General features: G+C 47.0%; 9 protein-coding genes, 1 tRNA gene and 2 pseudogenes. 4 read left to right on the top strand and 8 right to left on the bottom strand.

Annotation, left to right across the window (positions count from 1 at the left end):
• Positions 1 to 66: 66 nt before the first annotated feature.
• From GWP43_RS03455 to GWP43_RS03425, 7 genes and pseudogenes are all read right to left on the bottom strand, one after another.
• Entirely contained in the window at positions 67 to 657 is a 591-nt protein-coding gene (locus tag GWP43_RS03455; protein ID WP_162662732.1) for a YggT family protein, read from the bottom strand.
• 377 nt (positions 658 to 1,034) lie between these two features.
• Positions 1,035 to 4,467 (bottom strand): annotated as a pseudogene (gene dnaE / locus GWP43_RS03450) (DNA polymerase III subunit alpha).
• 93 nt (positions 4,468 to 4,560) lie between these two features.
• Positions 4,561 to 4,962, bottom strand: coding sequence for a DUF6672 family protein (locus GWP43_RS03445; protein WP_162662731.1), 402 nt, complete (start codon positions 4,960 to 4,962; stop codon positions 4,561 to 4,563).
• Entirely contained in the window at positions 4,962 to 6,089 is a 1,128-nt protein-coding gene (locus GWP43_RS03440) for an ABC transporter permease subunit (RefSeq protein ID WP_162662729.1), read from the bottom strand. The genes GWP43_RS03445 and GWP43_RS03440 overlap by 1 nt, the downstream gene beginning before the upstream one ends.
• Before the next feature lie 3 nt (positions 6,090 to 6,092).
• Complete coding sequence (locus tag GWP43_RS03435) at positions 6,093 to 7,133, bottom strand: ABC transporter permease subunit (RefSeq protein WP_162662728.1); 1,041 nt, start codon at positions 7,131 to 7,133, stop codon at positions 6,093 to 6,095.
• Positions 7,134 to 8,716: pseudogene (locus GWP43_RS03430) on the bottom strand (sugar ABC transporter ATP-binding protein).
• Between the two features lie 193 nt (positions 8,717 to 8,909).
• Positions 8,910 to 10,166, bottom strand: coding sequence for a DUF3798 domain-containing protein (locus GWP43_RS03425; RefSeq protein WP_162662726.1), 1,257 nt, complete (start codon positions 10,164 to 10,166; stop codon positions 8,910 to 8,912).
• 301 nt (positions 10,167 to 10,467) lie between these two features.
• On the opposite strand from GWP43_RS03425, the gene GWP43_RS03420 reads away from it, so the two are divergent.
• Complete coding sequence (locus GWP43_RS03420) at positions 10,468 to 11,325, top strand: DMT family transporter (protein WP_414162726.1); 858 nt, start codon at positions 10,468 to 10,470, stop codon at positions 11,323 to 11,325.
• Here the strand turns inward: GWP43_RS03420 and GWP43_RS03415 are convergent, their stop codons facing one another.
• Complete coding sequence (locus GWP43_RS03415; RefSeq protein WP_162664728.1) at positions 11,326 to 11,988, bottom strand: HAD family hydrolase; 663 nt, start codon at positions 11,986 to 11,988, stop codon at positions 11,326 to 11,328. It abuts the gene before it with no gap.
• A gap of 88 nt (positions 11,989 to 12,076) precedes the next feature.
• Here GWP43_RS03415 and GWP43_RS03410 point away from each other — a divergent pair.
• The 3 genes from GWP43_RS03410 to fliS all read left to right on the top strand — a co-directional run bounded on the left by GWP43_RS03410 (position 12,077) and on the right by fliS (position 15,005).
• Positions 12,077 to 12,148: transfer RNA gene (locus GWP43_RS03410), tRNA-Gly, on the top strand.
• 143 nt (positions 12,149 to 12,291) lie between these two features.
• A complete protein-coding gene (locus GWP43_RS03405) occupies positions 12,292 to 14,424 on the top strand; it encodes a methyl-accepting chemotaxis protein (protein WP_162662722.1) in 2,133 nt (710 codons plus the stop codon).
• Positions 14,425 to 14,558: 134 nt separating this feature from the next.
• Positions 14,559 to 15,005: a flagellar export chaperone FliS gene (fliS, locus tag GWP43_RS03400; RefSeq protein WP_162662720.1), complete on the top strand. Its 447-nt coding sequence runs from the start codon at positions 14,559 to 14,561 to the stop codon at positions 15,003 to 15,005.
• The last annotated feature ends 3 nt before the right edge of the window (positions 15,006 to 15,008 follow it).

The raw sequence follows: 15,008 nt of genomic DNA, 5'->3' as shown, positions 1-15,008 counted from the left end.
TATAATACCATATACAAAAACCGGTAAAAATACAATAGAAAAGGGAAGCTATCCATATAGGAGTTCTTAGATGATTCTTATCACTTTAAATTGAAATAACAGAGAACCGACCAAAAGGCCAAGCGCAATACGGAGTAAAAGGATAATGAGAATCGTCAATATGAGCCGAGTGCGATACTGCAACGGTTTTTGCGGAAAAAAACCGGTAACTTTCGCAATAACGGGACTTAAAAATCTATCTAAATTATACCAAAACGGAGAACTGCTTGACGAACCGAAAAGATCGTACCCCAGCCGGATAATCAAAAAGATGATCAGCAAGTTCAACATAAAGCCGATAAACGACCATACCAGTTCTATGATACTGACACAGAGCCCCCAAAGCGAAATGGTACCGGTCGTCAGAAGGGATGTGATAAGCTGCGCCGCAATGGACAAGATACCGAGCGACAAAACAGGAGAAAAATCAACCATACCAATGCGGGTAAATCTGAACCGTCTGAACCAATTCAAATAAGGATCACAAATGGATGACAACATCCGACCGAATGATGAATATGCCGCAGAGGGAACCCACGACAGCAAAATCTTAATAAAGCATAAAAAGAGATAGACATTGATAAGCTGCCTAACAGTTAATAATAACGAACGCACCATAGCAGGCTCCTCATATTAATCGGCAAATTTTACCGATCGCATTTCCGTATAACATACTGATTAAAATTCAAACCGTAAAGCCCTCGCGACGAAGTAGCTGCGCCTTTTCCGTAAGCCTTTTGCTAATAGCCTGTTGACCAGTGTACCTCCTTGTACACTGGTCAACGACGAGTTTTTCTCGCGAAAAACTCGCTACTGCTCAATCCACGGACATCCTTGTCCGTTCTGATACGTTGAGGATTTTCAGTAGCGGCACGGATGCCGCTGGTTTAAACAGAAGCGATATTTCGGCTTTGCCGAAATTCGCCATGAAAAGTGTACACGGACGTACACTTTTCATGATGCAACGAAGTAGATGCCCCGCATATTTGCAAAAGCTATTCTTTCCAGACTTGAAGAACCCCAGATTGCTTCCCCAGCTGTTCGATAAATTCATCGGAAGAGGATACTTTCAGCTGCGAGGAGCCTTTCACCTGATAGACGGTATCGTTATCGGTAATATGGATAAAAATATCGCAAGTGCCTTGTGCGCCGAAGAGGAAATCCTTGAGCGGCTGGAACTGTAAATCGGTTTCGATGAGCGGATCAAGTTCAAGATGCACCTCTTTAATCGAACGCTCTTTCAGCTCGTCGATGCTCACCATCGATTCAACGAGGAACGACGGCGTATCGCGCGAGCAGTCCACTTTCCCGATAAGACCGCAGACGGTTTCAGGCAGCGCATTGGCGCGGTTTTCTTCCCACGCCTTGGAAAAGAAGGTTAAATCGATGGTGCCGGTACGGTCTTCAAAGGTGCCGAATCCCATCCATTTGCCGTTTTTAGTCTGATAGGGGCGGATGCCGGTAATCATCCCGACGATGGTATACAGCTTTTCTTTCTGCGCACGCCGGAAATTAATCAGCTCCAGGGTAGCGCTGCGGTCAATCGCCTTTTTGTACTCATCGAGGGGATGGCCGGAAATATAAAAGCCCATCAGCTCCTTTTCGATACGGAGCTTTTCCTTTTGCGGCAAATCGTTGACCTGCTTAAAGGTAAAATCGGAAAACTCCTTAATGCCGGTGTCCTCAAACAGACTGGTTTGACCGACTGCCGAGCCCGCTTTTTTCTGCGCGCTGAACGCCATTGCCGCTTCAAGATTATCCAGCAATTCGGAACGGTTCTGACCGAGCTTATCGAAGCACCCCGTCTTGATGAGCACTTCCAAGTTCTTTTTATTCACGGTGTGTAAATCCAGCCGGTCAAGAAAATCGATAAACGACTTATAGGGGCCGTGCGCGGTGCGTTCAGCGACAATATCGCGGGCAGCCTGCTCCCCTACCCCCTTAATACCGAGCAGCCCGAATACGATATCTCCTTCATAGACCGAAAAATATTCTTCCGAGGTATTAATATCGGGAGCGTGGAGCGCAAGCCCCATCTTGTTCGCTTCACTGATATACTCCGGCAACTTATCCGTCGAGGTAATCTCGTTGGTGAGGTTGGCTGCCATAAATTCCGCAGGGAAATTCGCCTTGAGATAGGCGGTTTGATACGCCAGTACCGAATAGGCGGCGGCATGGCTCTTGTTAAACCCGTAACCGGCAAAGGGAATCAGAATTTCAAAGATACGGTCGGCGTCTTTTTCCTTAAAATTGTTTTTTACGGCGCCTTCGATAAACCGCGTTTTCTCCTTCTCCATAACCTCTTTTTTCCTTTTTCCCATTGCGCGCCGCAGCAAGTCCGCTTGACCGAGGCTGTAGCCGCCGATACGCTGCGCTACCTGCATAACCTGTTCCTGATAGACGATAACGCCGTAGGTTTCCGACAATATGTCTTCGAGGCAGGGGGTCGGGATATTGAATTTTCGATGCATCGAATTTCGATTCGATAAACTGATCGATATAGGCCATCGGCCCGGGACGGTAGAGGGCATTTAACGCGATGAGGTCTTCTATTTTATCCGGCTTTGCGCGTTTCAGAATATTCTGCATTCCCTGACTTTCAAACTGAAAGACCGCGGCGGACTTTCCTTCGCCGAGCATTTTAAACGTCGCCGCATCCTGCTCATCGATCTGCGCAATGGAGAAGTTCGCGTACTCCCCTCCCCGCTTTTTGATGAGATCTTCCGTATGCTTAATCAGCGTCAGCGTCTTAAGCCCGAGGAAGTCCATCTTTACCAAACCGCAGTCTTCTATTAAATCCATCGTAAACTGAGAAGCGGTCTTACCCGTTTTGGAATCCTTGTACAGCGGTACATAATCGGTCAGCTTCGTTTTACCGATAACGATACCCGCCGCATGAAGGCTCGTGTTCCGGTTGAGGTCTTCAAGCTTTTCCGCAATGGAAAAAAGCTCCGTGTACCGCGGGTCGGAGCGCATTTCGGCAAGCTCGGGGACATCCGCAAAGGCCTTTTCAAACGTGAGCTTGGGATCGGACGGCATCATTTTAGTGATGGCATTGACCTCGCCGAGCGGAATTTCCAACACCCGCCCGACATCCTTGATCGCGGCTTTCGGCTTTAGGGTTCCAAACGTGATAATCTGTCCGACGCTCTCATCGCCGTATTTTCTGCGGACATAGTCGATAACCTCCTGCCGCCGTTCGAAGCAGAAGTCAACATCAAAGTCCGGCATGGAAATACGTTCGGGATTAAGGAAGCGTTCAAACAGCAGCTTGTATTTGAGCGGGTCGATATCGGTGATCCGCATCGCGTAGGCGACAATGGAACCCGCCCCGGAACCGCGCCCCGTCCCAACTGGAATGCCGTGCTCCTTCGCCCAGTTGATAAAATCCCATACGATGAGGAAGTACCCGACAAAATCCATCTTCATGATAATGCCGAGTTCATAGTCGGCACGCTGGGTCATCTCTTCGGTAACGGGATCGTAGCGTTTTTTTAATCCCTCGTGCACGAGGTGGGTGATGTACTCTTCTTTTGTCGCAAAATCTTCCGGTATTTGATACACGGGAAGAAGCGGCCCCGGCTGCGGAATGTCAAAATTACAGCGATCCGCGATGCGGCAGGTGTTGGACAACATTTCGGGATAACCGGGAAAGAGCTGTTCCATCTCCTCTGCCGATTTAAGATAGAATTGATCGGTTTCAAACTTCATGCGGTTGGTATCGGAACGGTTCTTTTTTGTGCCGATACAGAGGAGAATATCCTGCGCAACCGCATCCTTTTGCTCCGCATAGTGAGCATCGTTCGTTACCACCATCGGCACGCCTATCTTGCGTGCCATCTCAATCAGCATCGGCGCAACCTTCTCCTCGTCGGCGATACCATGCTTTTGCAGCTCGATAAAGTAATTGTTGATGCCGAATATGCTGCGGTAACGCCTGACATGAGCCTCGGCCTCGGCCTTTTTACCCTGCAACAGCAGCGACGGCAATTCTCCCGCAAGACAGGCTGAAAGGCAGATAAGCCCCTCCGAATACTGTGTCAGCAGCTCCTCGTCAATGCGCGGTTTATAGTACATACCCTCGGTGTAGCCTTTGGAGCACAGCACCATCAAATTCCGGTAGCCGGTTTCGGTTTCGGCAAGCAGGATAAGGTGAAAGTATTTGCGGACGCCGGTATTGGTATTCTCCGGCTTTGCGAACCGGCTGCCGTTCGCAACATATACTTCGCAGCCGATAACCGGCTTTATCCCCTGCGCCTTACATTCGCGGAAAAAGCGCAAGGCGGCAAACATATTGCCGTGGTCGGTCAGCGCGAGGGCTGTTTGTCCGAGGTTTTTGGCGGTTGTTATCAGTTTCTTTATGGAAGAAGCGCCGTCCAACAGCGAATAGTCGGAGTGCACGTGTAAATGAACAAAATCTTGAGGCATACCGCAAACTATAGCAAAAACGGGGGCCAATGATAAGAGGTGCGGAAAGCGCACCTAATCATAATTCATAATTTTAGGTTACCCATCCCCGCCCTACTCTTCCGTCGGAGCGTATAACTCAAAATGACTGACGGCATTTTTGCCTGTAACAAAGGCCGGAATTGACACCATCACCGCATCTTCAAAAAGCGGAATGGTGATAGTACCGGTAACATCTTCTTGTCCGTTAAAGAAGCTAACCTTTACATGATGAGTCTGACCCCGCAGCATAATTTTATCGCGGTCGCCCTTAAACATCTCGATAGGTTTTTCACCGTTAAACGAAATGGTACAGCCGTCAATCGCTTTATATGCGCCGTTCGGATCGCTATTGTTGTCTATCAGCACGGTATGAGAGCGGCCGAATAAAAACATAAGCGCCATAATGAGCAAATAAAAAATGACCAAGCCTATTTTAACCAGCCGCTGACCTTTTTTTGAACGTACCCGAATCATTATGCCCTCCCGCTTTCGGCCCGCAGCGCAGCCCGCTGTTTTTCCGCATTCTTTTGATTACGCGCCGCGTGCATAACAAGCGATAACGCAATCGCCGCATAGCCGGAAAACTGTCTGAAGTATTCACCGATCATCGCAGAATCAAAAAGGTGCTGTCCCGCCATCGGCGTAACGATGTACAAAAAGTGCAGCAAGATAATGCCGATAAAGACATTTTTAATATTTGCCTTATTTACCGAAGCGCCTCCGACGAGAATTGCCGCAGCGGCAAAGAATCCGGTTTGGTCATGCGCGTTATAAGTGCTCATGTTTCCCATATTCTGCAAGAAGATAATCTGCCCGATACAGGCAAGCACTGTAGAAATAACAATCGAAATAATCCGCGTCCGTTCAACTGCAATACCCGAAGCGAGTGCAACCGTCTGATTCTGCCCAATTGCCCGCATATCCTGTCCGAGCTTGGTCTTTCTAAACCACACGATAAAAAAACACAGCGCAATGATAATCAGATACGAAAGAATCGGAATTTTAAACCCTGCAATCGTGAGCGGGATTGCCGTATCGAGCATCTGCCGTACGGGCGCTAACTCAAGCGTATTGCGCACTCCGTAGCCGCGGGAAAGCATAATCGCCTTATTGTGCATCGGAATAACCGACCCGAGGATGTACAGCACAAAGAATTGATAAATTCCGTTAAAGAAAAACCCGAGGATATAACTGGTAACCATTTCCCGCCCGCGGGCACGGTTCAGTACCGAACCGGCGACAATCCCAAGCAAGATGGATATCGGCATCCCGATGCAGGCTGCGAATACCAATCCGTAGATACCGCCGATGCTCCAGTCCATTGCAAAAATAAGGCCGATCTGCCCAGCCATCGCGCCGAGCACCATCCCGAAGTTAATCCCCATCCCTGCCATAATCGGCAGGATGAGCGCAAACACCAAAAAGGAGTTTCTGCCGATCCGCGTTAAAATTTCGGCGATAATATGGTGCGCCGATAAGCCCGACACGGGAATGGCAAGGAACGAAATAACCAAAAATATGATGGATACCAAATTATCCAGAATAAAATCAACCGCGGAAAAATTTTCCCACTTCTTTTTAAGCATATTAGACGATACCATAATCTACCTCGCCGCCTGCGTCTTCCGCGTCAGTGCATACAAAATCATACCGTTTGACAACACAATACGGATAACCTCCGACATATCGGTTTGCAGCACACTGTTAATAACCGAGGGAGTCATTGTTAAAATACCTTGAAACAGAAATGTTCCCAGCATTACGTTTAAAATTGAGGCTTTATTGACCGATGCGCCGCCGATAAGAATAGCCGCTACCGCCGGGAAGGCCATAAAGAGCGGCGCTTGATACAGCTGAATAAAGCCGAAACTTTGCTGATACAGCAAAATCCCGACACCGCCGATAACGGTGGACAACACCGTACTGATAATCCGCGCTCGATCGATATTCACACCGCTCGCCCGCGCAAATTCGGGATTTGAACCGACCGCAGTCAATGCCGTTCCCGTCCGTGTCTTCATAAATACCTTCATAATAAAAAAGCAGACAAGGACAAAGAGAATAAGCCCGGTCGGAAACACGAATGAACCTGCTTGAAACGCCCATAAATTATTCAGTATTTTCAGCCAGTATCCTTCGAGCGTGATGGTTGTACGTAAGCCTTTTCCCGCATAGCCCCACACCATTGTCGGATTGGTGTACGGCAACAGCAGCCACAAAATCGACATGAACATAACCGCAGCAAAGCCGACATACAAAGCGATGGTCATCTCTTCGCCTTTAATCAGATTCAAGAGTTTACCGTAAGCATAGCCGATCACCGCACAGATTAATATCGTAAAAAACACGGCTGAAAAAAAGCCTGCCCATCCAACTAAGTTCAGTTCCATCGCGATTGTCGCACCGAGCAGTCCGCCGATAACGCCGAGCGATAACCCGAAGTTAAGACCGCAGCCTGCCTGCACCATCGGCACCATCGCAAGCACCAAGAGGGCATTCATCCCAAAGCGGTTTATTGTATCCGAAAGAGATGCGCCGATACTGACATTCACAAAAGGCGCTGCAATAAACAGCGACAAGAGGAATAAGAAAATAATAATACGCGGCCATCCGAATGCCGCAAGTTGTTTTTTTAACTGTTCCATCTATTTTACTCCTGCCATATAAAGTGCAAACTCCGCCGGATCTCCGGACGGCTGCAGTATATGCGCAACCTTACCCTGGAATACGACCGCAATACGGTCGCACGCAGACCGCAGCTCTTCAAGTTCACTCGAAATCATCACAACGGTAACGCCTTTTTCTTTATTTAACGTGCGGATTGCTTCCAACACCAGCGCTTTAGCACCGACATCAATACCCCGCGTCGGCTCCGCAACAAAGAGCAAATCGGGCTCCAGACAAAAGGCTTTTGCCAAACACAGCTTTTGCTGATTACCGCCGGAAAGCTCCCGCGCCTTTTGCTGGGAACCGGTGCATTTAATTTGCAGCATCTTGATATACTCGTCGGCAAGCGCCTTCATTGCCTTTTCGTCGCGGACGGTGATTAACCCGCCCAGATATTTTTTTAAGTATTTATGTTTTGCCTGCATAGCGGTAAAAGCGATATTCCAGTCAAGACTTTCATCCAGTAAAAGACCGACGCCGCGCCGATCTTCGGAAACAAAAGCAATCCCTTCCGAAAGCACTTTTGAGGTTTTGCTGATGTCAAGCGGCTTGCCTTTAAAGATAACCTCACCGCCCGCACGGAACAGCCCCATAATACCGTTGGGGATACCGATTTTTCCCTGCCCCGCCAAACCGCCGATACCGAATATCTCTCCCTTTTTAACGGAGAAACTTGCATCATCAACCAGCTCTCCCGGCATATCCACCCACAGGTGTTTTACCTCGAGGATGGTTTCGTCAAACTGACGCGCCGTTCTTTCGGCCGTCTGCCCTTCAACCTTTCTTCCGACCATCGCGGCCGCAATCGCCTGCATATCCGTTTTTGCGGTTTCCGTGTCTTGGATTGAAACACCGTCGCGCAATACGACAACCCGGTCGCAAATTTCCATAACTTCGTGTAAGCGATGAGAAATAAAGATAACCGCAATGCCCTTCTCCGCCAACGCCTTGATGGATTTGAGCAGAACCTCCGCCTCCGATTCGGTAAGGACGGCGGTCGGTTCATCCAACACCAACAGCCGCACATTATCGCGGTCTATTTCGCGGGCGATTTCGGTAAACTGCTTATGCCCAACCGGCATTTCGGAAATGAGCGTCTTTGCACTAATCGAAACCCCGAGTTGGTTAAGCCGCTGCTGCGCCCCGCTCGCGCATCGCTTTGCGGTTTAACGTCGTAAGCCGCGGCCCAAAGAGGTCGGAGATAATGCTTTCCTGTTCGAGCTCGCGGTTCAGCATAATATTTTCACCGGAAGAAAAAACCCGGAATCAGCGAAAATTCCTGATGCACCATTCCGACGCCCGCACCGAGAGCGTCGAACGGCGTTTTGAACACGACCTCTTTGCCCTGCAGCCGAATCGTTCCGCCGTATCCGCCCGTTTCGGCAATCACCGGCATACCGAACAGGATGCTCATCAACGTTGTCTTTCCGGCTCCGTTTTCTCCTACCAGCCCAATCACCTCTCCCGCATGGACATCAAAACTCACCCCCTGCAAAACGGGCGTTCCTGAAAATTCCTTCGTAATATGATCGATGGATAAGATAACTTCATCATTATTCATAAACTTCTATCATCCTTATAAACAATAGAGATATCCGATCTCAATGTTTCCTCTTTGCTATCGATAAAAAAAACGGGTACACGCATTCAAGGTAACCTATTCCGCAACTTCCGTTTCGGAACAGGTTTACTTCAAAATTTTCCATGTACCCGTTCTGCTGAGGAGGCTTTTTTTAAATAGTTTCCATTCTCTACTATTTATTAAATTTCATATTCAAGTATTTCTGCGGTACCTCTTGCTCGGTTGTAGACAAAAAGCCTTTTCCGAGAATATAAGTATCCATAAATACTAACGCTTGGTTTTTTGCACGCACACCGGTATTTGCATCCGTATAGTATGCGCTCTTCCACCGTGCATTGGGAGTAAAGACACCCAGCGCTTTTGACAAATCAGCAAGGCTGCCTTTCTCCGCTTCGCCGTCGATAATGCGGCGGGCATATTCACCCAAACCGGCACTGACGGTAAAGCCATAGGAGTATGCCCACGTACCGAACCGGCCTGCTCCGCCCTTGTCGATAACGGACTGCTCAACCTTCTTTAAGATAGCGGCAAAGTCCCCTGCCTGTTCGGTAAGGTCGATACCAAGGGCGCCCGGATACCCCATTAACGGTGAAGGAAGGTCTGCTTCAACAAAGATGCCGCCGTACTGTAAAAGCTGCTTTAAGAGCGGCTCCGTATGTGCATCGTTCGTACAGAAGAATGCAGTTTCTTTGCCGTATTTTTCAATCCACTGCGGAACCTTTTCAAGGATGAATTGCTGAGCGCCCGCAACGCCGACATCGCTGGTCGGGTCGGGAGCGGTCTCAAACACAAATTTCACCCCGGTATCGTTACATGCGGCTTCCATAATTTGGCGGCGAAGGCCGAGCGTTTCATAGGACATATGCCGTGGGAAAGAAATATGCACAAATGTCTTTGCACCGAGCTCCTTTGCCGCCCAAATAATCGTATATCCGCGGGATACAAAGTCATTGCTTATCGCCATATCAGCCGCAGCTTGAATAACCAGCGGGTCTTCATGCGGTTCTCCTGCAAACAACAATATGTCGGGACGTTTTTCTCGAACGCGCTTAAACGCCTCTGCAGTTCCGGGAATTCCTTGATTGACGATAATGGCCTTCATCATCGGATCGTCCGCAAGAGCGGCAATCTGTGTAATAGTCGTTTCCTGCTGCGACATAAAATCGTCAGGATAGGTGATATGTTGAATCATACCGCCGGTCTTTGCGGAACCGTACATTTCTATCAGTTTTTCGGCGCCGCGGAGATCATCTTCGGATTGGGAGACGGTTCCCGTTACAATACCGATATGATACGAAGCATTCTTTCCGTTACCATCCGACTCGACTTTCTCCGGTTTTGTTTCCGTTTTTTTGCTACACCCTAAGATGGATAGGCTCAAGAGTACGGCAGACAACAAAACAAATGCGGCATACATTCTTTTTTTCATAGTTATCTCCTTTTGATAGTGTAAGGGTATCATAACGCGATACCTCCTACATTCGGCAGCTTTTAAAATGTATATTAAAAACAACCGTTAATTTGATACTAAGGCCTTATACAAAAAATGTCAAGCACAATATGCATAAATATACAAAAAATAGAGAAAAACTATGAGTAAAATAGTATTTTTATGCAAAAAAGGAAAGTGTTAAAATTATTTAACCTAAAAACAGCTGACAATGCAAATACTCACGCGAAGCAATTTTCAATTATCTTTCTTTCTGCTATACTTTACCGGTATTATGAGTATTCGATTGACATCCGCACAAAAAGGGATCTTGTGCATCATTTGTTCGGCTTTCTTTTTTACTGTAATGAATTTATGCGCAAAGCTTTCCGGCGATTTACCGTCTATCCAAAAAGCGTTTTTTAGGAACAGTATTGCCTGTTGTACATCACTCTTTGTTTTGATAAAGAACCGTCAATTTGTGCTACCGCAGAAAAAAAATATTCCCTTCCTTATATTGCGGGCGGTATTGGGCACTGCCGGTTTAGTTTCCAATTTTTATGCGGTCAGTCACTTAGCGCTTGCCGATGCTTCTATCTTGGCAAAGCTTGCGCCGTTTTTTACCATTTTTTTCTCGTTTCTGTTTTTAAAGGAGCGAATCCGATTTACCCGACTTTTCGCAGCGGTATGCGCATTTGCCGCAAGCCTCTTAATTATCAAGCCTGCTTTTGCCGGATCGGGTCATATCTTTGCAGCCTCAGTGGCATGTTTCGGTGGTCTCTGTGCAGGCGGTGCATATACCTGTGTTCGCTATCTGTTAACGCATAAAGCATCCGGTACATTTGTAGTGTTCTTTTTTTCGGCTGCTTCCATGCTGATGCTATTGCCTTTTTTCCTCTACAGTTTTGCGCCGATGAGCTTACAGCAGCTTTTCTGGCTGATTGCAACCGGTGCAGCAGGCGCAGGAGGGCAATTTACCGTTACCGCGGCGTATTCTTATGCACCGGCAAAAAATATCGCGGTTTTCGACTACACTCAAATCCTCTTTGCCGCAGCGTTCGGTTTTTTACTATTCCATGAAGTTCCCGACCGTTACAGCATTGCCGGATATGTCATTATCTGCACGATTGCCCTTGTGCTATTTTTGAAAAAAGACTAATTACCGGATTGCCGTTACAAGCGGCAGCAGCTCCAGCGGCTTTGCGATTATATTCGCTGCACCGGCGCCTTCCAGTTCGGCACGGTCGCGGAAGCCCCACAGGACACCGACGGTTGTCAAGCCTGCGTTTTTTCCAGTGTTTATATCCACGGCAGTGTCCCCGATGTAGAGGCATTCCTGTTTTTGGCGGTGTAAAAGACCTAAAATCTCAAATACGCCGGTAGGATTCGGTTTGAGCGGAACCCCTTCCCGCTGCCCAAAAACAACAGAAAATGTACCCTCATCAAAAAAAGCTTTGATGATCTTTTGCGTAGTCGGCTGCGGTTTGTTCGAAAGAACCGCGAGTTGAATCCCCCTGCTATGCAGCTCTTGTATCATATCGGCGACGCCGTCGTACAAAGAGCAGAGGTGTAAAAAATCGGCATCATAGGCCGCATTGTAATCCTGTAAAATCGTATCTTCCAATGATGCATCCGTAACGCCGTGATATGCCAAAACTCTATGAATAAGCGTCCGAGCCCCGTTTCCCGCAAAATACTTAAACTGTTCCACCGGCGCGGGAGGTAATCCGTGCTTTGCCGTTTCGGTATTGACAAAATAAGCGAGTGTCCGGACGGTATCGGTCAATGTTCCATCCAAATCAAAAATACATGCTTTAATCATACTATAGAGTATACAAAATCGAGCAGTAAAAATAAAGATTCCAATTGACATATTAGGTGTTTTCCGGTATAGTAGCTTCATATTTTTTGCGGATGTCGTATAACGGCTATTACCCCAGCCTTCCAAGCTGGAGACGAGGGTTCGACTCCCTTCATCCGCTGGAGCACACAACAACAATTCTTTCCCGCTCATATTTCCATCTCAACTACTTTCTCTTTGATTAATATACCGGATACCGGTTGTCACATTGACGCTATTCGTATAAAGTTCACATAATAGTCTTGCAAAGGAGACCACCACAGTATGATCAAAAACAACGCTCATTTTCAACGACTGCATTTCAGTAAAAAACAGGTTCGGTCCATCGGTACGAAACTGCTCATTGTTACTATCATGCTGCTACTGCTTCAGTATGGGATTATTGCCTATAAGGATTGGCGGAGCATCACACAGTTTTCGGAAAATCAAATTAAAGCAACCGCAGATCTTAAATATTCTGCGTTTTATAACGAATTAAATAGTTATTCGCTTGTCGGCCGCATCCTTTTAGACGATATCGCTCGGGATCAAAATATTGTTCAAGCCTTTGCTTCACGGGACAGAGCAAAGCTGCTGGAGTTAACGCAGCCGATTTTTACCGATATAAAGCAAAAATATAGAGCGCAGCAATTCCATTTTCATACGCCGTCGGCAGTCTCTTTTCTTCGCGTTCAGAATCCTGCAAAATTCGGCGACGACCTTTCTTCTTTTAGAGCGACCATCGTAGCCGCCCAAACACAAAAAAAAGAAATTTACGGCCTTGAAGTTGGGGTAAACGATCTGGGTTTTAGAGTCGTACGGCCGCTTTTCGATACGGCAAGACGAATGCTCGGAACCGTAGAATACGGCGGTGCGGTAAATACGGCATTTATCGACCAATTCGTTCTAACGACAACACCGGAAGTATTAAAAGACGGCTTAAAAGTAGCGGTTATTGCTCGTACCTTGGATAATACCTATCAGCTCATCGGTTCCAATTTTGAAAGCAAAGTTGATTCGGATGCTGCACAAATCACGGAAACATTGCCCGATGACGGAATGATTCGCACTGAAAAAAACGATGCCTTTGCCTATTATCCGCTAAAAGACTTTTCTGGACAAAGAATCGGATATGCAAAATTCTGTTTTTCAATCGAACATACTTTAACAAGAAGAACGGATTTCTTCCTTAAAACAGCGATTATTCTCATTGTAATCCTTTGCCTTTTTGTAGTAACAATTACCGGATTTACCCGAAAATTTATTATAAAGCCGGTCAAAAAAGTTATCCATGCGCTCATGTCCATAGCGGAGGGCGATTTAACCGTTCATCTTTCGGTCGAAGGGAACGACGAGATAGCCGAACTCTCCCAATACTTTGAACAAACCATTGAAAGAATCGGATCGGTTATAGAGGCAGTTTCACATAACACCGGCACTATGCAAACGGTCGGCAAAAAACTTGCCGGAAATATGGCAGAAACTGAAATGGCGGCACAAGAAATAGAAAAAAGCGTTGCATTAGTACAAAATCAAACGGTAGACCAAAGCGCGAGCGTAACCGAAACGGCTGCAACAATTGAAGAGGTCATTAAAAGACTCAAGCAGCTGGATCAAAGTATTGAAAGACAAGCGGAAAGCGTTGCACAATCATCAGCCGCCATAGAAGAAATGGTCGCAAATATCGGCGCCGTTTCAGACCGCCTCGGAAAGAATAATACGGTTATCAAGACAGTTTATGATCAAACTAAAAACGGTAAACACCGAGTAAGGTATGCTAATGAGGTTGTCGGGCAAATTGCCGAAAAAACCGAAGCGCTTTTGGAAGCAAGCCAGGTTATCCAAAATATTGCCAGCCAAACAAACTTATTGGCTATGAATGCGGCAATCGAAGCTGCCCATGCCGGAGAAACAGGTAAAGGCTTTGCAGTTGTTGCCGACGAAATCCGCAAACTTGCCGAAGAATCAAATACACAAGGAAAACAGATCGGTACCGTTATAAAGGATGCAATACAAATAATCAGCAACTTAACCACCGCCGGAGCCGGAGCAGAAAAAAGCTTTGTTGAAGTATATGAATCGGTCAACCAAATTTCTCAACAAGAAGAACAAATTGTTACCGCAATGGCCGAACAGGAGAATACAAGCCGCGAAGTGTTGGCGGCAATTCGGAATATTAACGAAGTTACCGGCGGTGTCCGCGATGCTTCCGCCGAGATGCTGCGCGGCGGAGAGCAGGTCGCACAAGAAATGCAGCGGTTAAATCAAATAACACTGAGCATCAGCGAACATATGCACGGTATGGTTGCCGCTTCCGAACGGATTGGTGATGCCGTACAAGCAGTTAACGGTATTGCGCAAGAAAACACAGTAAGCATCGAAAATCTTGCTGCTGAGGTTAGAAAGTTTAAGATATAGGGGGCGTTTCTAAAAGCTGCGATATTTGGGGCTTCCCATAAAGGAATGCGAAAGATTTTTCACGGAGGGACTCAACAGACTGTTTCTTTTGCCGATAAGATAGAAGGAACACGCGATCGCATGGGGGATTAAAAATGAGTTATAACAGTCAAGCCTTAACGGCATATAAAGAGACACGGGTAAAGACGGCGAGTCCGGGATCTCTAATCATTATGCTGTATGATGAGGGTATTAAAAATATTACCCTTGCCATTGAAGGCATGCCTGGCGGAAAAATCGAAGCGGAGAATATTGAGCGCATCCACCAGTATATATTAAAAGCACAAGATATTATTACCGAGCTAATGGCGGCTTTAAATATGGATGAAGGAGGAGAAATTGCTGAAAATCTATTATCGCTTTACTCCTTTTTCAACCAACAGCTTTTTCAAGCGAATATACAAAAGGATCCGCAACCGCTTATAACGGTACGCGGCATGATGGAAGAACTGCGTGAGGCATGGCATCATGTTGTAAACTCAACAGCCGCCGCTGCAACAGAAATAAAACCGGTAGTTTCGGGCGTCAATATAGCAGGATAGGGT

It is taken from the genome of Treponema vincentii, assembly GCF_010365865.1.
Classification (GTDB): domain Bacteria; phylum Spirochaetota; class Spirochaetia; order Treponematales; family Treponemataceae; genus Treponema.
Note: the sequence above shows the minus strand (reverse complement) of the source record. Positions and strands in the feature narration are given on the sequence as shown.

What these genes read in the sequence shown, in the direction of transcription:
- GWP43_RS03455 (WP_162662732.1), bottom strand. Translation starts at nt 657, where the DNA reads ATGGTGCGTTCGTTATTATTAACTGTTAGGCAGCTTATCAATGTCTAT.
- GWP43_RS03445 (WP_162662731.1), bottom strand. Translation starts at nt 4,962, where the DNA reads ATGATTCGGGTACGTTCAAAAAAAGGTCAGCGGCTGGTTAAAATAGGC.
- GWP43_RS03440 (WP_162662729.1), bottom strand. Translation starts at nt 6,089, where the DNA reads ATGGTATCGTCTAATATGCTTAAAAAGAAGTGGGAAAATTTTTCCGCG.
- GWP43_RS03435 (WP_162662728.1), bottom strand. Translation starts at nt 7,133, where the DNA reads ATGGAACAGTTAAAAAAACAACTTGCGGCATTCGGATGGCCGCGTATT.
- GWP43_RS03425 (WP_162662726.1), bottom strand. Translation starts at nt 10,166, where the DNA reads ATGAAAAAAAGAATGTATGCCGCATTTGTTTTGTTGTCTGCCGTACTC.
- GWP43_RS03415 (WP_162664728.1), bottom strand. Translation starts at nt 11,988, where the DNA reads ATGATTAAAGCATGTATTTTTGATTTGGATGGAACATTGACCGATACC.
- GWP43_RS03405 (WP_162662722.1), top strand. Translation starts at nt 12,292, where the DNA reads ATGATCAAAAACAACGCTCATTTTCAACGACTGCATTTCAGTAAAAAA.
- fliS (WP_162662720.1), top strand. Translation starts at nt 14,559, where the DNA reads ATGAGTTATAACAGTCAAGCCTTAACGGCATATAAAGAGACACGGGTA.